At 52.1% G+C, this 19,566-nt stretch carries 9 protein-coding genes and 8 pseudogenes; 5 read left to right on the top strand and 12 right to left on the bottom strand.

The genetic code is table 11. The features are described 5' to 3' along the window. The first annotated feature begins 38 nt into the window (after nucleotides 1–38). Both CS369_RS06150 and CS369_RS06155 read left to right on the top strand, forming a co-directional pair. Entirely contained in the window at nucleotides 39–923 is an 885-nt protein-coding gene (locus tag CS369_RS06150) for an NEL-type E3 ubiquitin ligase domain-containing protein (protein ID WP_244664819.1), read from the top strand. A 145-nt stretch (nucleotides 924–1,068) separates the two neighbouring features. Next, complete coding sequence (locus tag CS369_RS06155; RefSeq protein WP_196906396.1) at nucleotides 1,069–1,380, top strand: helix-turn-helix transcriptional regulator; 312 nt, start codon at nucleotides 1,069–1,071, stop codon at nucleotides 1,378–1,380. 67 nt (nucleotides 1,381–1,447) lie between these two features. On the opposite strand, the pseudogene ygjG reads toward CS369_RS06155, so the two are convergent. The 3 genes and pseudogenes from ygjG to CS369_RS06170 all read right to left on the bottom strand — a co-directional run bounded on the left by ygjG (nucleotide 1,448) and on the right by CS369_RS06170 (nucleotide 5,069). Further along, nucleotides 1,448–2,839: pseudogene (gene ygjG, locus CS369_RS06160) on the bottom strand (putrescine aminotransferase). Nucleotides 2,840–3,200: 361 nt separating this feature from the next. Then, nucleotides 3,201–4,624, bottom strand: a pseudogene (gene patD, locus CS369_RS06165) (aminobutyraldehyde dehydrogenase). Between the two features lie 253 nt (nucleotides 4,625–4,877). Further along, nucleotides 4,878–5,069 (bottom strand): hypothetical protein, encoded by a 192-nt coding sequence (locus CS369_RS06170; RefSeq protein WP_196906397.1) that lies wholly within the window; start codon nucleotides 5,067–5,069, stop codon nucleotides 4,878–4,880. A 376-nt stretch (nucleotides 5,070–5,445) separates the two neighbouring features. Here CS369_RS06170 and CS369_RS06175 point away from each other — a divergent pair. Next, nucleotides 5,446–6,787: pseudogene (locus CS369_RS06175) on the top strand (anaerobic C4-dicarboxylate transporter). A 64-nt stretch (nucleotides 6,788–6,851) separates the two neighbouring features. Here the strand turns inward: CS369_RS06175 and gltP are convergent. Together gltP and cbl are read right to left on the bottom strand one after the other, a co-directional pair. Next, complete coding sequence (gene gltP, locus CS369_RS06180) at nucleotides 6,852–8,171, bottom strand: glutamate/aspartate:proton symporter GltP (protein WP_196906398.1); 1,320 nt, start codon at nucleotides 8,169–8,171, stop codon at nucleotides 6,852–6,854. Between the two features lie 633 nt (nucleotides 8,172–8,804). Continuing rightward, a complete protein-coding gene (gene cbl / locus CS369_RS06185) occupies nucleotides 8,805–9,758 on the bottom strand; it encodes an HTH-type transcriptional regulator Cbl (RefSeq protein ID WP_196906399.1) in 954 nt (317 codons plus the stop codon). A 347-nt stretch (nucleotides 9,759–10,105) separates the two neighbouring features. Between cbl and CS369_RS06190 the strand changes: the two genes are divergently transcribed. Then, complete coding sequence (locus CS369_RS06190) at nucleotides 10,106–10,927, top strand: AraC family transcriptional regulator (RefSeq protein WP_244664820.1); 822 nt, start codon at nucleotides 10,106–10,108, stop codon at nucleotides 10,925–10,927. A gap of 109 nt (nucleotides 10,928–11,036) precedes the next feature. After that, nucleotides 11,037–12,008: a DMT family transporter gene (locus CS369_RS06195; protein ID WP_196906401.1), complete on the top strand. Its 972-nt coding sequence runs from the start codon at nucleotides 11,037–11,039 to the stop codon at nucleotides 12,006–12,008. 47 nt (nucleotides 12,009–12,055) lie between these two features. Here the strand turns inward: CS369_RS06195 and CS369_RS06200 are convergent. The 7 genes and pseudogenes from CS369_RS06200 to CS369_RS06230 form a co-directional block, all read right to left on the bottom strand. Beyond that, nucleotides 12,056–12,556: pseudogene (locus tag CS369_RS06200) on the bottom strand (TlpA family protein disulfide reductase). Then, complete coding sequence (locus tag CS369_RS06205; RefSeq protein ID WP_196906403.1) at nucleotides 12,543–13,100, bottom strand: ABC transporter ATP-binding protein; 558 nt, start codon at nucleotides 13,098–13,100, stop codon at nucleotides 12,543–12,545. The pseudogene CS369_RS06200 and the gene CS369_RS06205 overlap by 14 nt, the downstream one beginning before the upstream one ends. 4 nt (nucleotides 13,101–13,104) lie before the next feature. Next, nucleotides 13,105–14,176: pseudogene (locus tag CS369_RS06210) on the bottom strand (ABC transporter permease). A gap of 31 nt (nucleotides 14,177–14,207) precedes the next feature. Then, nucleotides 14,208–15,512, bottom strand: a pseudogene (locus tag CS369_RS06215) (ABC transporter permease). A 2-nt stretch (nucleotides 15,513–15,514) separates the two neighbouring features. Further along, nucleotides 15,515–16,936 (bottom strand): annotated as a pseudogene (locus CS369_RS06220) (Fe-S-containing protein). 81 nt (nucleotides 16,937–17,017) lie between these two features. Next, nucleotides 17,018–17,548 (bottom strand): iron transporter, encoded by a 531-nt coding sequence (locus CS369_RS06225; RefSeq protein WP_196906404.1) that lies wholly within the window; start codon nucleotides 17,546–17,548, stop codon nucleotides 17,018–17,020. 50 nt (nucleotides 17,549–17,598) lie between these two features. Next, nucleotides 17,599–19,517: pseudogene (locus CS369_RS06230) on the bottom strand (FTR1 family protein). Nucleotides 19,518–19,566 lie beyond the last annotated feature (49 nt).

Consider the following 19,566-nt stretch of genomic DNA (forward strand, 5'->3'; position numbering starts at 1 on the left):
TAAATATAATCACCTCCACAGAGAGTAAAAGTTTGCTCATGGAGATCCCCCATTGGTATACGCCAGAAGATTTAACCAGTAAACTTCTGGTGTCACAACCAAACATAACGAAATTGGCACATTGCGAGACGCTTGCTAAAAACAGAAACAGTACATCATTTTCCCAATTTTTGAGCAAACTCAGAGCCTGTGATGTGGTTATTCACTCATCTGAATTTAAACAGCATATCAGTACGTTTCTGGACAATATTTTATTATCCCCTTCGGTGGCAGAAACTTTGTTTGCTATCGCCTCTGACGGAACCTCCAGTTGCAACGACAAAGCCCTGTTCACTTACAACCAGATGCAGCAAGTGATGATTGTTGATGACATTTACAAGGGTAAATATGACACTCAATTGGATACATTGATTGCCGTAGCCAGACGCGTTTACCGCACCAGACAATTAACTATGATTGCTAATCAACATATGAAGCGACACCCTAACACCGATGAAATTGAGATTTACCTCGGTTTCCAAACCCGATTGCATAGCGCACTAGACCTGCAACACTTCGCGCCAAATATGCACAGTTTTATTTGCTCAAAGATTTCATCCGATGATCTAAACGCTGCGGAGAAAACCATTAAAATAAATGAAAACATTCAAATTCCTTCCTGGCTTGCACAATGGGAACAGTTACATGCGTTAATTGAACGGCTTGCGCCAGAAAAAATACATGCTGCTCAAGAGCGAAGATACTACATGCTGGAATTTGAATACCAAAAGCATATTGATGATTTATTGCGAAAGAACCTATCAAAAAATATCCCAGAGGCTGAAATAAATGCGGGGAAAATAGTATTAAACAAAATGCAGCTTGAGATTGACTGGGCACTGATTGCTGATTTTTTTCTCCACATCAGCTCAATAGCTCAATAGCTCAATAGCTCAATTGAGAATGAATTCTGGACAACGGATAAATACAGCACGGTGTAAAACACACGCCAGGATGACATCATCAAACGCACCCGTTATAGTGATACGGCGGCCAGGCGGCACCGTTGATACAAGAATACGGAGTACTATGATCGCTCACCATCCCGACCCTGAGCAGATTCGATTAGAGAACGTTTTGCTGGCTTTGGGTAATCCGGTACGGCTGGAAATAGTACGTATTTTAGCCCAGCAGGGGGAGCAATCCTGCGGAGCACTTTCGCAAGGCGCGGCAAAATCTACGATGTCGCACCATTGGCGGGTCTTGCGCGACAGTGGTGTGATCTGGCAGCGCCCTAACGGACGTGAAAATCTCCTCTCTCTGCGACGTGAAGACCTGGATGCCCGGTTTCCCGGCCTGTTAGACACGCTGTTGGCCGCACTGGAGCAGCGCGACACATAAAAAAAGCCGGTCTGGTTGCAGACCGGCTTTCGTGCATTAGTTTTACTCAGCGTATCAAGGTAGCGTTTCACCCTACAGCGTATTCCTTAAGTTGAATGTCATTCGGTTGTGCACCCCGCAGTTTTTTCAACACCTCACCAGCTTGCAATAATACCTGTGCGCACTGGTTGTGGGTAATGGTTAACGGCGGTTCGATGCGAACCGATTTGGCATTGTTCAGCGTATCCGCCACCAGAATGCACTGGCGAAGGCATAGCCAATTTCGTTTTCTCTGAATTCGATCGCTTGCAGCAAGCCTAAACCGCGCACCTCGACAATCAGTTCTGGATATTCGGTGGCTAACCGCCGTAATCCATCCAGTAAAAACGCCCCTTGTTGCGCGGCCCTGTCCGCCAGATTCTGCGTGAGCAGGACGTTGATGGTTGCCAACGCCGCGGTACAGGCCAACGGATTACCACCAAACGTCGTGGTATGCAGGAACGGGTTATCGAACAACACCGAAAAGACTGCTTCTGTCGCCACGGTCGCACCGATGGGCATCACGCCGCCCCCCCAGCGCTTTCGCCAAACAGAGGATATCCGGTTGCACGCCATAGTGCTCACAGGCAAACATCTTACCCGTACCCCCCATTCCGGTTTGCACTTCATCCAGAATCAGCAGCACACCAATTTCATCGCACAGCGCTCGAACCGCTGGCAGGTAGTGTGCCGGAGGAACAATAACGCCGCCTTCCCCCTGAATCGGTTCCAGAACGATCGCCGCAATGCCATCGCCGCGTTTTTCACACAAAGCCACCTGCTGTTTCATGGCCTCAATGTCACCAAAAGGCACATGATGAAAACCAGGTAACAGCGGTATAAACGGTTGCCGAAACGCCTGTTTGGCCGTTGCAGATAACGCCCCTAACGACTTGCCGTGAAAAGCGCCGTTGGTTGCGATAAAAGTGAAGCGTCCGCGCGGCGCCTGATAGGCTTTAGCCAATTTCAGCGCTGCTTCCACCGCTTCGGTGCCGCTGTTGCTGAAAAGGCTGTACTGCAAACTGCCCAGCGTAAGCGGAGCCAACGTTTTCGCCAACATGGCACGCATCGGATCGAGCAATTCCTGACTGTGTAACGGTTGCTTGGCCAACTGACTTTCTACCGCCGCCAGCACCGTCGGGTTGCGATGGCCAACGTTGAAAATGCCATACCCTCCCAGACAATCGAGATATTCCTTTCCTTGCGTATCAACAAGCGTATTCGGACCGCTGGCACGCCACTCTACGGCGCCAAAGTCCCCTCCTGAGGTGACAGATTTTCTGTAGCTCAGAAAACCCGGATTGACGTAATCGCGGAAGTTACTCAGCACTTCCTGATTTAATGCGATGGTTTCTTCTTGCGTGAGGGTCTCTTTATTGACCCACTGTAGTGCCCGTTGAGAACACTCTAACGGGGTGATTGTAGTGCGTAGTCTGGACAAACTGTGCTTCTTCGCAACGGATATCACGTGATATCAATTTAATTAATGCACAGAACACGCCAATTGTCTGTCAAAAGGCGCACTTTGAAACAAATTTTTCATATTGGAAGATCGACAAGAATAAAGCAGTGGGATTATGCGTGCTTATCGGAATTAACTACCGCATCGAAAACACTAATGGGAGTAAATATATTGAAAAACAATATGATTTCCCCATTATCGCGCATATCGCCCCATAATGGAGCATCTGAATAACGTCATAAAAAGCGCTGGCGTCAGTGCATCGATTGCCCCTGACACCAGATATCCACACCGATAAGACAGGTTTATCTTAACATTTACGAAACACACCTCGCGACGATCAATGACGAATCATAATGTGTCGCACGACGGTGTAATTATCCAATCCATACATTGACATGTCTTTGCCGTAGCCGGAAAGTTTCTGCCCACCGTGCGGCATTTCACTGACCAGCATAAAGTGGGTATTGACCCAGGTGCAGCCATATTGCAAACACGTAGCCAGACGATGCGCCCGCCCCACGTCACGCGTCCACACCGAGGAGGCCAACCCATAACCAGAAGCATTCGCCCAGGCGACAACTTGCGCCTCATCGTCAAATGGGGTAATAGAGACCACAGGGCCAAATACCTTTTTTTGTACGATATCGTCATCCTGCTGTGCACCCGCCAGAACGGTCGGCTGGAAGTTGTACCCCGGCCCATCAACCCGTTGCCCCCCGTAATGACCTGAATGTGTGGCAACGCACTGGCCTGTTCAACGAAGCCGGCAACACGCTCTAACTGTGCGGCGGTAATCAACGGCCCGAGCTCTGTGTCTTCGCTGTTCGGATCGCCCATATTGAGGCTGGCGACGGCCTGACCCAATTTACTGACCACGTCATCATAGACACCACGCTGCACATACAAACGGCAGGCGGCCGTGCAATCTTGCCCTGCGTTATAAAAACCAAAGCTGCGAATGCCGTCCATCACCTGATCAATATTGGCGTCATCAAACACTATAACCGGCGCTTTACCGCCCAGTTCCATATGTGTACGTTTAATGCTGGAAGCAGTGTGCGACAGAATATGTGCCCCGGTCACAATCGATCCCGTGAGCGACACCATATTTACCAGAGGATGCCGGGTCAGTGCATCGCCAATTGCCATACCGGTACCGAATACCACATTGACCACACCCGCAGGGAAAATGTTAGCCAATAAAGACGCCAGATGGAACGTGGTAAGCGGCGTTTGCTCCGCCGGTTTCAAGACCACACAGTTCCCAGCCGCGAGCGCGGGTGCCAGTTTCCAGGCGGCCATCATCAACGGGTAGTTCCAGGGCGCAATGGAGGTCACTACGCCGATGGGATCGCGTCGAATCATTGACGTATGCCCTTCCAGATATTCGCCCGCGGCTGAGCCACTCAGGCATCTTGCTGCACCGGCGAAAAAGCGGAAAACGTCCGCCACGGCGGGCAATTCATCATTCAGCACAGCGTGATAGGGTTTTCCGTAGTTTAACGACTCAAGACGCGCGAAGGTTTCTGCGTGCTGCTCAATAGCATCCGCCAGTTCCAACAGCAGCAACGAGCGGGTTTTTGGCGTGGTCTGCCCCCATTGCGCAAAAGCGCTTTCCGCAGCGCGCACGGCTGCATCAACCTGGTGCAGGTCAGCCTGGGGTATACGTGCAATTTCTTCCCCCGTCGCGGGGTTGAACACCGCCAGCGCAGTGCCCTGGCCCGCTTCGAGCTTACCGTCTATCAGCAGTTTGTCGTGCATCATCGCGTCCTCGTCACCAAAAATCAGTCTGTTATCTGCATGGTTTGTTCTGCCATATTGACCTCTTCTACCTGTTTACTGGCTGTATCTTTGACCCTTAAGTGTAGTCCAACATCTCAGCCTGCTCATGGCAGCAATACGATAACAAAAGCAAATCTGCCAACCTTACATAAACAGCCTATATATTTTCTTCATGCTGACTAAAGTTATTCTTAAATCAGACAGTAAATAATTTTTTTAATAACCGATTATGCTATAAAAAAACACCACATCGGTTTTCTTCTTCGGTAGGAGAAAGCGCAATAAAGGTGAAAACCGATTTTAGCGAAAGCCGTAACATGACAACTGGCACAATGCTTGCTACAACAGCATCGCGGCAATGAAAAAAAACCTTACCACCAAAGAGGTAAAGGCATTGAAAATCATTATTATAGATAATAAACATTGCGCAAAGTACACCTTCTTCTTTTTATTATCGATTTAGTAGCAAAAAACAAACTTAAGCAAATCAATAAAACAACAAATTAAAAACAACATTGAAAAATATAATAAACATTAAATAAGATAATTAACGTAATAAATCCATCCTCTGTTTTAATCTTCCTAATATAATTAATTTTAGAGTTAAATAACTAAATAAACCAAATAATTATTATTGGGATCTGCTTCTTTTATTTAAATTAAAGTTTGTAAATATAAAAAATTGTAGACATGGGTCAAATAAATAATAATCCAATAATCCAATAATCCCTATAGTACCCACGACGACAGTAAGCCAACTTAATTAATTTATCTCGTCAATATTGAGCAATGGGGTACCTATGGATTTTATCATTCAATTAGTGATCGTTCTGATCTGCCTTTTTTACGGGGCAAGAAAAGGCGGTATAGCACTCGGCCTGCTCGGCGGTATCGGGCTGGTTATCCTGGTCTTTGTGTTTAAACTCAAACCCGGCACGCCGCCCCGTCGACGTTATGCTGGTGATTATCGCGGTGGTTGCTGCTTCCGCCACCCTCCAGGCCTCTGGTGGGTTGGATGTGATGCTGCAAATCGCAGAACGTCTGCTGCGCCGTAAGCCGAAATACGTTTCTATCATCGCACCGTTTGTCACTTGTATCCTGACCATTCTTTGCGGTACCGGCTATGTGGTGTATACCATCCTGCCGATTATTTATGATGTCGCCATCAAAAATAATATCCGTCCGGAACGCCCCATGGCAGCCAGTTCGATCGGCGCACAAATGGGGATTATCGCCAGCCCGGTTTCCGTAGCGGTGGTTTCGTTAGTTGCCATGCTGGAGAATTTTACTTTTAACGATCGCCATCTGGAATTTCTCGATCTGCTGGCCATTACCATTCCGTCAACGCTGTTAGGTATTCAGGCAATTGGTATTTTCAGTTGGTTCCGCGGTAAAGATCTGGATAAAGATGAAGACTTCCAAAAATTCATTTCCGTGCCAGAAAACAAGCATTACGTTTACGGTGATACTGCTACGCTACTGGATAAAAAACTGCCCAAGAGCAACTGGGTTGCCATGTGGATCTTCCTGGCAGCCATTGCTGCGGTAGCGATTCTCGGTGCCGATGCCGACTTGCGCCCAAGCTTTGGCGGTAAACCGCTTTCCATGGTGCTGGTTATCCAGATGTTCATGCTGTTTACGGGTGCAGTGATTATCATTCCTACTAAAACCAATCCGGCCAATATCTCCAAAAACGAGGTCTTCCGCTCTGGGATGATCACCATCGTTGCGGTGTATGGGATTGCCTGGATGGCAGAGACCATGTTCTGTGCGCATCTGGATCAAATCAAAGCCACGCTGGGCACGCTGGTGAAAGAGTACCCGTGGGCTTATTCCTTGATCTTGCTGCTGGTGTCGAAGTTTGTTAACTCGCAGGCGGCAGCACTGGCGGCAATCGTGCCGGTAGCGTTAGCCATCGGTGTGGACCCGGCGTATATCGTCGCCTCATCGCCTGCCTGCTATGGCTACTATATTCTGCCAACCTACCCAAGCGATCTGGCTGCCATCCAGTTTGACCGTTCCGGTACCACCAAGATTGGCCGCTTCGTTATCAACCACAGCTTTATTCTGCCGGGGTTGATTGGCGTATCCACATCCTGTGTGTTTGGCTGGGTATTTGCCGCCATGTACGGCTTCCTCTGATTCCTGCCACAAAAAAACCGCCCGGTTCTCGGGCGGTTTTTTCATTGTCATTCCAAGGCGTTAATCAAACCTTGCTCTGTACCAGTCGTGAGTCAGTGCCCGTGATTTCACGCTCGTAGGCACGGGCTTTCTCTTCATCAAACTGCCCCTCCCACTTCGCAATGACCAGTACGGCAAGCGCGTTGCCCACTACGTTCAGCGCCGTGCGCGCCATGTCCATGATGCGATCCACACCGGCAATAAAGGCCAACCCCTCAAGCGGAATGCCCACGCTGCCCAAGGTTGCCAGCAGGACCACAAACGAGACGCCCGGCACCCCGGCAATGCCTTTGGAGGTAAGCATCAGGGTTAACACCAGCACAATCTCCTGCCACAGAGACAGATCGATGCCATAGAGTTGAGCAATGAAAATGGCGGCGATACTTTGGTACAGCGTGGAGCCGTCCAGGTTAAACGAGTAACCCGTCGGCACCACAAAACTGGTGATCGATTTTGGCGCGCCGTAGGCTTCCATCTTTTCAATGATGCGCGGCAACACGCTTTCTGAACTGGCGGTGGAGTAGGCCAGGATCAGTTCATCTTTCAAAATACGGATCAGCATAGTGACACGCAGACGGCACAAGCGAGCCACCACACCCAAGACCACCAGCGCGAAGAACAGAATGGCGACATACACCAGAATCACCAGTTTGGCGAGCGGCCACAACGAAGCAAAACCGAAGTTGGCTACTGTCACCGAAATCAACGCAAACACCCCAACCGGCGCGTAGCGCATGATCATGTGAGTGACTTTAAACATGGTTTCCGATACGCAGCGAAACACGTTCAACAGCGGATCGCAGTGAGCTTTGGGGAGCGACGACAGCCCCAGCCCAAACATGACGGAAAAGAAGATAATCGGCAATATATCACCATTGGCAATCGCCGCAAAAATGTTGGGGGGGATGAGCGACAACACGGTCACCACCAAACTGTGCGACCCACTCTGCACCTGTTCGGTGGTCTTTTGGTACTGAGAGATGTCCATCGTGGTCAATGATGACATATCAATACCGTGACCGGGTTGGAACAGGTTTGCCAGCGTAATGCCAAGAATAATGGCAAAGGTGGTGATCACCTCAAAATAGACAATAGTCTTAAGACCAATACGCCCCAACTTCTTGGCATCCCCAACCCCTGCGATGCCCACGATCAGCGTGGCGATCACAATTGGCACCACGATCATTTTGATTAGCCGAATAAAAATATCACCGGCGGGACTCAAAATGTTACTGATAAGCCACTGGCACTCATCGGGGCTTTCATGCAGTACGGCACCAACAAGGATGCCAAGGAACAACGCAATAAAGATTTGCCAGGCTAGGCTGATTTTGATTGATTTCATAGTGAATTCCATTGCAAGACCACCCGGTGCCGCGAACGTACGGCCACAGCGCCTCTCTTCCGGTTGAACGGCGCACAAGGGTGGCTGAGATAAAATGCGACCAATGTGAATGCTGATGCAGTACATCTTGATAACCCTTGGTACGGCGCACACGTTTGAATACGGACCGCAATAGTGCTGAATGGATTGACAAGTGACTGTATCTGAAAGCAAAACATCAGACATACGTTATTGTTATGGCCGGGGATACTACTATCCCATTTCCGTGAGATCAAGCAGGCAAACAGCGTCAAAAGTCACAGTTATGTCAAAAAATGTGATAAAACACTGAAAAATTGGTGAAAAAAGAAGTTATTCACCACGCTAAAGAAAAGATAAAGAAGATATGTCAGACTGAGGTAAATGCAGCAGCAGGATGCATAACGGCCACGAATAGCGATTCACTTGATCGATATCAAGCAAATCACGAGTGTGAGAATTCGTGGGTTAAAAGCCTATCCCAGTAGGCGTCATTGGCGCAGCCAGTTTGGTCACGTACGGCGCGCAGAAACCGGAGCTTACACGGAGTACGTGAGGATTTCGAGCACTGCCCGGTGCTAAAATGGTAAGTAAAACAGCCTAATGGAATAGGCGCTAAATCTGGTAGTCGATAACCGACTCTGCGTTATCCGAAAAGACTTTATCCTTGATCTCATCCAGCGAGAGTTTGCTGTTGCACAGTTGCAAGAATTTCCAGGCATAGTTGCGCTGTAGCTGACTTTTCTTCAGCCCAATCCACACCGTGTTCCCTTCAAACAGATGCTCGGCATTCAAGCTTACCAGCCCTTTATCACGCGCTGGCTCGTAGGAATGATCGGCAACACTTCCCACCCCTAAACCCAATTCAACGTAAGTTTTAATCACATCCGAATCCTGCGCGCTCAGGGCGATATCCGGCGTCATGCCTGCCGCCAGAAAAGCGCGATCGACGCGAGAACACCCGGTAATCCCTTGTCGATAACTGATCAGCCGCAGTTTGCTGAGCATATCCAGCGTCACCGTTGGCATGTCTATCAGGGGGTGTTGCTGCGGCACCAGGATAGCGTGATGCCAGCGGTAATAGGGAAATGCCGCCAGCGTGGCGTCATTCATCAGTTGCTCACTGGCAATGCCGATATCCGCTTCACCGGAGTGCAGCATGGCAACGATATCGTCCGGCGTGCCCCGGTTAAGCACCAAGCGCACTTGCGGATAGATGGCACGAAACTCTTTAACCACATTGGGCAGGCTGTAGCGCGCCTGTGTGTGCGTGGTGGCAATCACCAGTTGGCCCACATCGTTATTGGTGAACACATTAGCCAGACGACGAATGTTGTTGGCATCATTCAAAATACGTTCCGCGACCACCAGCAACTCTTTGCCTGGCTCGGTCATGCCAAGCAGTCGTTTGCCTCGGCGAATAAAGATTTCGATGCCCAGTTCTTCTTCCAGTTCTCGGATATGGCGACTCACGCCCGACTGAGACGTAAACAGCGAATTGGCGACTTCTGTCAGATTATAGTTACTCCGTGCTGATTCTCGAATAATCTTCAGTTGTTGAAAATTCACGTTGTTCTCCATCTCTACATCGTTTTACCCTAACGCCATATAGATACGGGGGAAAAAATGCCGCGACAAATAAGCAATCGGATAGTGTTATATTATTTTCTACTAAGAAAATAAGCCGTGGCCATCTGAGCAACGGCTTTTGAAGCATAAAGAGATTAAAACTTTTATAATCAAAATATTAAAATAATCACTTTTTATGTGGATTTAATTTCCTTAGCGGATCGATAAATCTTTTTGTTATGATTTATATAAATCCGGTTTTACTCCGTCAAAAATACGTCATGGATCTGCACATGAATAACGCCCCTCTCTCGCTGTTGGATAAAAAAGAAGGCGTCGATCGCGAGATGTTCCAAGGTCCGTTGGATCGCGCGCAATTTCGTCATGTGCCGCAGCAACCCGGCGTTGAATTATATCAGGCGCACATTGCCCGCTGTGCTTTCGAACCCCATACCCATGACGCCTTTGGTATCGGCACTATCGACTTTGGTGCCGAGCAGTTTCGCTATCGAGGGGCTCAGCACGTGGCAGCGCAGGATACGCTGGTGTTGATGAATCCAGATGAACTGCATACCGGGCAGGCTGTCGGCGAGGAAGGGTGGCGTTACCGCATGATCTATATCGATCCCACAAAGTTAGAGGCGCTCTCCGGTGAGCAAGGCTGGTGGTTTAGTGATGTGGTGCGGCATGCTCCACTGGCAGCCCGCCAGCTTTCTGCGCTGCTGGCCGCGCTGTGGCGTGTTCACGATCCGCTGACTTGTGACAGCCTGATGCTAAGCATCATCGATATCTTTCGTCCCTTTGCCCGCCTGGCACAGCCGTTACAAACGCATGCCCTGTCGCGCTTTGACGACGTGAAGCACTACCTTAACGATAACTTCGCTCAGGCCATCGCGCTTAACGAGCTGGCCGCCGTCGCATCCCTCAGCCCTTACCATTTCCAGCGGTGCTTTAAAGCGCACTATCACGTCACCCCGCACCAGATGCTGATGGCGATCCGTTTGCAGCGGGCCAAACAGCTGCTGTGCCGCGGTATGCCCGCCGCACAGGTGGCGGCGGAGGTCGGGCTGACAAATCAGGCCCATCTGACGCGCAGCTTTGCCCAGCGTTACGGCATTACTCCGGTTCGCTATCAAAAACAGGTTATGCCGTACAGCCGCCTCCGCTAAAAAAAGCGCAATATCCTACAATATGTTATCCGACTTACCGGTTAGGCTTCTCGTGATACGACAACACAAGGGCTTGGCCCTTCAAGCATAAATGGGTAACGGGTGTGATATGTTAAGCGGTATCGTTTTCGCCCTGACGGCGGGTTTGATGTGGGGGCTGATTTTTGTGGGCCCGTTGATGGTGCCGGAATACCCTGCCGCGTTGCAGTCTGCGGGTCGTTATGTGGCGTTTGGACTTATAGCGCTGGGATGGGCTGACAGGAAACGTCTGCGTCGGTTGAGCCGTGCGGACTGGATCGAAGCGCTGAAGCTTTCAGCGGTGGGTAATCTGCTCTATTACTTTTTCCTTGCCAGCGCCATCCAGCGTACCGGCGCTCCCGTCTCTACCATGATTATCGGCACGCTGCCGGTAGTGATTGCCGTTACCGCTAATCTGCTGTACGGGCGACAGGAAGGCGTGCTCTCCTGGAGGCGATTAACGCCGCCGCTGCTGCTGATTTTGCTTGGGCTGTTATGCGTAAATCTGGCGGAACTGAGCGCTCAGGATGATCAGGTCGATATGGAGCGCTACCTGAGTGGGATCGGCATGGCAATTATCGCTGTCATCTGCTGGACCTGGTATCCGCTGCGTAATGCACGCTGGCTGCGCCGTAATTTGGATAAAAAATCCACCACCTGGGCCACCGCGCAAGGAATGGTGACGTTACCCATGGCCTTGCTGGCCTATGTGATAGTCAGCGGGCAACTGGCCCTGACCAAACCGGACTTTTCCCTGCCGTTTGGCCCGCGCCCACTGGTGTTTATTGGCTTAATGCTGGCGATTGGGTTGCTCTGCTCCTGGCTTGGCACCTTCTGCTGGAATCAGGCTAGCCAACGCCTGCCGACGGTACTGGTAGGGCCGTTGATCGTATTCGAAACGCTGGCCGGGCTGACCTACACCTTTTTTATGCTGCGTCAAGCGTGGCCGCCGCTGCTGACACTGTGCGGCATCTTCTGTTTGTTGGTGGGTGTGGTGAGTGCCATGCGTATCAAACCAAAACCTGTCGTGGTGAAGGTGGATACGGCGGTGCAGGAAAAATAAACCTGAAGGCGGCGCAGGGTTCTCCCTGCGCCACGGGCTAAAGGGGATTAGGCCCCGGCGGCGAGTTGTTTGAACAGCGCCGTTAACTGTTGCTCATTGCGGGCACCTTCATGCTGGGCTGTCACTTTACCTGATGCGTCAATCACGAACGAGGTTGGCGTACCCACCACCTGATAGCGCTCCTTGGTAATGCCCAGTTGGTCACGAATGACCGGATAGCTGATGTGCTGTTGCGCCAACAGTGCAGCAATATCCACCCCGTCAGGATCGGTATTCACCGCGACCACCACCACGTTATCCGCGTAGGTTTTGCTCAGTTTCTCCAACGTGGCCATCTATGCCAGACAGCCACCACAGCCGGAAGACCAAAAGTTGAGATAAACCTGTTTGCCCTGCCAGCGCGCCAGTTCCACCTGTTGTCCGGCCAGATCGTAGGCCGCCAGCGCAGGCGCACGGGCGCCAACCTGTACCTGCTCTTCTTTGCAACCCGACAGCAGTGCCAGCGCGCCCATCAGACACCCTAGCGTTATCAGTTTACGCCACTGCATGTTGTTGAACCTCCTCGCTCAGGTACTTGCCGTGCTGCAAGCGGATAATACGATCGGCAAAACGCCCCAGTTCCGGGTTGTGCGTCACCATGACAATGGTACGTCCCTGATGATGCAGATCCTGCAACAGCGCCAGCACGCGCTGTTCGTTCTCTTCGGAAAGCTGACTCGGCAGGTGATCGGTTCGGTGCTCCAGCCCGACCTGCACCAGCATCACGTTTTCCAGCGCAGTGAGAAACGGGATCAGGTGGAACTGCTGAAACACCAGCCCGATTTTGTCCGCGCGAAAGCGTCGCCGTCCTTCTTCATCCAGCGCTGCAGCATCGACGCCATCCAGCAGCACCTGCCCTTCTGTCAAGGTATCGAGGCAGGTGAGGATATTCATCAGCGTAGTTTTCCCCGAGCCGGATGCGCCCATGATGGCGACAAATTCACCGCGCTGAATACGGATATTGATGTTTTCCAGCGCAGTGACCTGCCCGAAGCGTTTGTACAGTTGGCGGGTTTCAATCACCGCCTCTTGCGGGTTATGTGCAACACCCATTGAATCACTCCCCTTTTAACACTTTAGCGGGCTCGACGTGGATCGCGCGCCGGGTAGGAAACACAGCGGCAGCACCGGCGCACGCAGCGAAATGCTGGCATTGAACACCGTCAGTCCCAGCACCTGTGCCAACAGATAACCGAGCAGGTAACCACACACCACCGCCGCAAGCGCAATCACACCGGTTTCGGCCAACATCTGGCGTACGATATCTTTGCCGCTCGCGCCTAACGCTTTCTGCAACGCAAACTCTTTGGCACGCTCACCGACAATCGCTATCAAGGTGGTGTTCACACACAGAGAAGAGAGCACCAGAATAATGGCAGAAACCAATCCCATCAGCCCTTTAATCTTGTCCAGCACCTGCCCTTCCGAGGCGGAAACTTTCAGGATAGGCCGGATCTCGAGGTCAGGATATTGTTGTTGCAGGCTGGCGGCAAAGCGATCCACCTGTCCCAGATCATTACTGACACTCAGCAGAGCGTTATTGATGGTGCCTTCCTTTTGCAGCCATTTTTGCGCCAACTCCAGATTCACAATCAGCATATTGTCGGTAGCGTCACCGGCTTCAACAATCCCTTTGATGCGCAGGCGCTGATGCTCGCTGCCATCGATCAGCGTGACGTTATCGCCGACTTTGACATGCAGTCGCTCCGCCAGCTTGACGCCGATCATCGCGTTACGATCGTCAAACTTGACGCCAATTCAGTCGCCAGTTACCTGCCAGTAGGGAGAGAGTTGGCGCAGCGCATCAAACCACACGCCCATCAACACCACTTTTTCCAACTCGGTACGCGCCATACCGTACAAATACGGGCTGGCGGCATTGATTAACCCCGGCGGGGCGTTGTCGAGAATCGGCTGAAAGCCGCTTTGCGCCAAGGCGCCGCCGTGCGCCGGACCAATAAAAAGTTGGCACCAAAGGTACGCAGCTCCTGGCTCATTTTGGCGTTGATATCAAAATACACCGCCGACATAGCGGTAACGATGGCGGCACCGACCATCAGTGCGGCAAACACCACGCTGACACGCTGCATGCGTAAGCGCAATGCGCGAATCACCAACCGCCAAAACATACTGCCGATCCTACGCTCTGAACCCGAGTGATTAGCGGCCATACAGCACCTCCACCGGGTAGAGTCGGGCAATGCGCCGCGCCGGGAACCAGGTGCCTATAACGGCAATCAGCATAGCGATCACCAGTACACATGGGATCACCACCCAGGCGAAACTGAGCGGTACGCCGAACAGCATCAAGCCAATCGCACGCGCCAATCCCCAACCGGCGATACACCCTAATGCGCCGCCGAGCAAGCCGCTCATCGCCGCTTCAAGATAGAACAGCAGCATGATCTGCCACTGCCGTGCGCCGAGCGCTTTCATCAAACCGATTTCCTTGGAGCGTTCCATGATGGTACTGGTCATCAATGACGCAATGCCCATGGCGGCAGCGACCAGTGCGGGAAAGGTCACCACGCCCAGCAGCAACTGAATTTTGTCGATCACCACTCCTTCTGACGCCGCCACTTGCCAGATAGGTCGAACCACCGATCCTTATATGGCTTCTTCCAACTGGTGGGCAATCGACGACACGTAAGCGGTGCAATACCACAGGTCATACTCTTCCGCTTTGAGCGCTTCGAGATTCTCCCGCGCCCGGCGTGACAGCTCGTTTTCCGGCACTGTCAGTGCAGACACACGCACGGCCTGAATCTTGCCTTCCAGTCCCAGCATGTTCTGCACCGCTGCCAGCGGCATCACCAGGCGGTTCTCTTCATCGCCACCGCTGGCAAGAATACCGCTGATACGCACATCCAGCGTGCGTTCAGGCCCTTGCAAACGTAACGTTTGCCCCACCTGCCAGCCGTTTTGCTGTGCCAGTTGTTTTCCCGCCAGCACGTCAATCCCCTGCCCGCTCTGCAAGGCGCTTTCGCTCACCGGTTCGGTCGGCCAATTGCCGGTCACCTGCCAGTAAGGGCTGACGCTCTGTTGTCCGGTGTGGTAGTCCTCTTCATCCGGGATGGTGATTGGCTGAGAAAAGAAGGTGCCGAGCACGGAAATGTGCTTGCCGGCAACGATCACATCCCCGCTGAGCAGGGGTGCAAAGCCGACGATATTGTTACGCCAAAAGATATCCTTGATGTTGGGCAGTTCTGATTCATCAAGAAACTCTTCACTGGCCAGCGGATTGCTGTTTTCACCAAACAGCGCGGGCAGCGCCGCCTGACCGGCGGGCTCCACCAGAATATTGGCACCGTAGGATTTCAGCTCGCGCGCCATTTTGTCGCCAATATCGATCGATACCGCCAGCAGCGCCGAGATCAACCCGGCAGCCAGAAACACCGTCAATACCGCCAGCGATTTGCGCCGCACATTGCGACTCCATGACTGACGTAGCATGCGCCATAACATGATTATTCCTCCTCGTCCGCTGCGGCGTTATCCGTCGCAGACTCGGTATTACCCGCTGGATGTGCTGTCACGAAGCGGCGGGGATTCTCACGGAACTTGTTGTAGTTGGCTTCCGATGCAAAGAAGTAGGTCTTCCCGGCATAGCGGTATTTGTGCTCGGCTTTCAGGTTGGTCAGCTTGCTGCCGTCAACCGGATCCACCACATCCATGGAAACCACGGTGGTGAAGTAGTTCGCTCCCACCGCCAGCGACGCGTAGCTGATCACCAGTTCGTTGTCGTCGTTGCTCCAGCCTTCAATCGGTACCGGGTTACATCCACCGGCTTTACCGATGGAAGGAATAAAGATCCGCACACCGCAAGCCATACAAATCACCTGATTGCCTTCCATAACGTAGCCCTGATCGCCACACAGCAGGCAGGCATCAAACACCACGCCGAGGCGAAGTCGGTCGGGATAGCGGTTAATCACAAAGAAGCGAACGGCTTTAACGTCATCGGCAATCCAGACAAAGCGGTGCAGCTTGCCGTCACGCACCTGCTCGATAGGAATATGTACTTTGCCATCCGGGCCCAGAGTCACGGGTTGCGCTTCCGACAAGCGCGGCGGCTGCGATGCCACTTTGTCCCAGTAAAGCTGCCCCAGTGCCACCACCAACAGCGCAACCAAAGCGGCGGTAAAGGTCCGGCGCGTATTCCGATAATCAGCCGTTGCCTTGCGCCTGGCTATCGTTTCATCGGTTGCCTGCATCTGCTGACGGGTTTTCAGCAACGGCAACATGAAACCGGCCGATAGCAGCGCCAACAGTAGTGCGCAGAAATAGTTAAGCGCCGCGCCGTTATTGGTGACGCGCGCCACAAAGCTCAGGCGCGGTTTGGTCAAGCCCAGCGCTTGCAGCTTCATCAACAGTAACATCAGACCGCCGCTCAGCGGCAGCGCCAGCAATACCACCAGCAGCAGCAGTAGCGGCCAGCGCAGACGCGGTAAACGCCGCACCATCATGCCGCACAGCACGGCACTAAAAGCGACCCAACCAAAGGCCAGAATCACCGCGCTGATATTTAACAGTAAATCGGTGTTCACCACATGGGTGGTAGTCAGTGCCGTCAGATTGGGATCGTCGCCTCAATGCACTGCGGCCCCGATGATCAACAGCTCCTGCCAGAGGTAGCCGAGTTTGCTACTCTGCGCGAACTGGCTCAGTAAAAACAGCGCCAGCGCGGCCAGTTGAATCAGGGTAAAGATGAGTTGAACGGTTTGACTGGAAGGCAGGCGAATTCCCACCAACGTACCGACCAGCAACGCCAGTAGCGTGGTCCACACTATTGGGCGCAGACGAGGAGCTGAACGGTGACTCCAGTGGAGCCCTAACAGCAGTGCAACAGGTAAAAACGCTTGTAGCACGGTAACAAAAAAATGACTCATAACGCACACTCAGGCGAAGCCCCCCGCGCCCAGGGCGGCAGGGGGAGTTTCCGTAACGGCCTTACGCAATCCAGGATCGAATTATTTGTCCAGACCAAGGTATTTGAAGTCATAGCTGACATCAAACGGTTTCCACCAGCGGCCAACACCGGTTTTACCATCGGTATGGCGGTGCATACCGGCTTTTGACGGTGGCTCAATGTGGTAGGTCACTTTGTAGTTACCTACGCCCATTATTTTGATGTTGGCACCGTAGTGCGGGCCATCGCTCGCCACCATCGGCATGAAGGTCCCTTCCTGTTTGGCACCGGTATCGGTGTTCACCAGGGTGTAAGCGATGGTCAGGTACGGCATCCATTCTCCTGTGCCGAAGCCGTTTTTGTTACCTTCCACGGCGTGGATATCTGCTTCCAGGTGAATATCGGATTTAGCCGCAGGCAGACCCATGCCGCGCGGTTCCATGTCAATCGGTTGCAAGTAGAGCGCAGCGATCTCCAGTTCGTTAATGGTGATCGGCTCGCCAGCCGGATGTTCGGTAAACGCGAACGCGGCAGGTGCCGTTAATACTCCGGCAATAATCGCGCTGGCAATCAAACTTTTTTGCATCTTCATCAAACCCATCCTCATATCATCAATATCATGTTTTTTTTGATTTTTGCTTATCATTGCTTCCCGTATTCGAACGTCTCAGCGCGCTGACGCATAATCCACAGCGCGGCCAGAGCAGCGAACACCAATACGACTTGCGGTATCAGCGTTTCGACGTAGGGGTAGATCCCCAATACGCTGATTTCCGGAACCCACGTCAACAGCGTCGGCTCAAACAGCTTGCCTTCGATTAACTCCAGTACCCCTTTACCGGCGAACAAAAACGCCATCAGGTACATAAAACAGCTGGTAAACATGAAGAAGGGTTTCAGCGGCAGTTTGACTACTGTAAAGCGCATCACCAGATAAGCGATAAGCAATACACGCAGCCAATCAGGAAGCCCGCCAAAATAGAGAGGTGCCCCGCTACGTTGCTGGCATCCCCCACTAACGCAAAGTAGAACAGTACCGTTTCCGCGCCTTCGCGGTATACCGCCAGGAAGCTGGTCAGCCACAAACCGATTACTGAACCGCTACTCAGGGAGTGCGACAGCTTTCCTTCCAGATACGCTTTCCAATGTCGGGCTTCGACTTTCGACAGTAGCCAATAGCTCATGCTGAACAGCATCACCACCGCAATCAGCATGGTGAACCCTTCCAGCAATTCGCGGCTGGCACCGGAATTACTGAACAGCATCTGGAACAGCACGGCGGTCAACACGCTGCACAACAGCGCCACGTACACCGACTGGCGAATTAACGGCAGCTTGTCATTATGATTGTTTTTCACCATATAGGCCACGATAGCAGCCACGATCAGCAGCGCCTCCAGTCCTTCGCGCACGATGATCAGCAGACTGTAGATCAGCAGGTTCCAGTGCGTTTCACTGCCACTGCCCAGCATGGTGACCGCGTTAGCCAAGTCCTGTTGCATCGCATCGGCCTGCGCATGCAGCTCAGAAACCGGCTGTCCGGCGCTCATCATGCTGACCAGACGGGTGAAGTAGCCTTCCAGCGTGGATTTGAATGTGGAATCACGCGAGCCGACTTTGTTCTCCATTCCGCTGGCTTCAAACAGATCGAAGTAGGCATCCTGTACCGCCATAATGGCCAGTTTTGCCTGCCCGCTTTCATACTGCGCAATCGCCGCTGCGATAGCCTGGTTGATGTTGTTAACTACGCTGGCCCAGTCTGCATCCGGGACGTCAGCGCCAGCGATACTGCTATCCGGTGCCGCTGATACCGGCTGGTCGTCTCGGGTGGTGGGCAAGCCCGGCAACACATCTTCGATATCTTGCAACAGCGTGGTGACCCGATAAGCCACTTCGCTCATTTGATCCGGCTGGGCGGTTAGCGCGATCAGTGCACTAAACTGCTGGTTGATCGAGGCGGCTTGCTGCGAGGAGCGGTTTTGGCGCACTGACATTTCCATCTCGGAGTTTTTAAATCCCTGATAGTGTGCCTGCTGTACGCTTTGACTGGCTTTCTGATAGTCGCCCGCCTGGTAGTCAGCCACTGCTTGCGCCAACCCATCGTCAATGGTCTTGAAACTTTGCTGCCAGTAGAGGGCGATATCACTGTTGCCATAAGCCCCGTGTTGCTCCTGCGCCACCAATTTGTGGCCGTCAGTCAACATCGGTAACACGCTGTCTAACTCGCCTTTCAGCCAGTTCACCTTGGCCTGAATGTCGGCTTGCGGCTTACCTTCGCCAATCATGCGGCGAATTTCACCAAAGGTGGCTTCCAGTTGATAACTTTTCTGCGCGGAGATATTTATACGAATTGGCCCTTCCAGGTTCTCAAACACCTCGAAGTAGGCCATTTGAACTTCGGTACGGGCTTCATCCGGCTTCTGCTGCTGGTAGAGTTCAGCGGTCTTATCCAGGCGGCCCTGAATATCATGGATGAAGGTGTTGTAATCCGTTGCAGCTAACGCCGACAGGCTGAAGAACATAAAATACATTAAAATTAAACACTTATTCCAAATAGACATAAATGCGATGGTCATCAACAATGAGAGTTATTTTCATTGTCACGTTTTA

This window comes from Candidatus Symbiopectobacterium sp. 'North America' (genome assembly GCF_015762685.1).
Classification (GTDB): Bacteria; Pseudomonadota; Gammaproteobacteria; order Enterobacterales; family Enterobacteriaceae; genus Symbiopectobacterium.

What these genes read in the sequence shown, in the direction of transcription:
- CS369_RS06190 (WP_244664820.1), top strand. Translation starts at nt 10,106, where the DNA reads ATGTTCCAAGGTCCGTTGGATCGCGCGCAATTTCGTCATGTGCCGCAG.
- CS369_RS06205 (WP_196906403.1), bottom strand. Translation starts at nt 13,100, where the DNA reads ATGGGTGTTGCACATAACCCGCAAGAGGCGGTGATTGAAACCCGCCAA.
- CS369_RS06150 (WP_244664819.1), top strand. Translation starts at nt 39, where the DNA reads ATGGAGATCCCCCATTGGTATACGCCAGAAGATTTAACCAGTAAACTT.
- CS369_RS06225 (WP_196906404.1), bottom strand. Translation starts at nt 17,548, where the DNA reads ATGAAGATGCAAAAAAGTTTGATTGCCAGCGCGATTATTGCCGGAGTA.
- gltP (WP_196906398.1), bottom strand. Translation starts at nt 8,171, where the DNA reads ATGAAATCAATCAAAATCAGCCTAGCCTGGCAAATCTTTATTGCGTTG.
- CS369_RS06155 (WP_196906396.1), top strand. Translation starts at nt 1,069, where the DNA reads ATGATCGCTCACCATCCCGACCCTGAGCAGATTCGATTAGAGAACGTT.
- CS369_RS06195 (WP_196906401.1), top strand. Translation starts at nt 11,037, where the DNA reads ATGTTAAGCGGTATCGTTTTCGCCCTGACGGCGGGTTTGATGTGGGGG.
- CS369_RS06170 (WP_196906397.1), bottom strand. Translation starts at nt 5,069, where the DNA reads ATGTTTATTATCTATAATAATGATTTTCAATGCCTTTACCTCTTTGGT.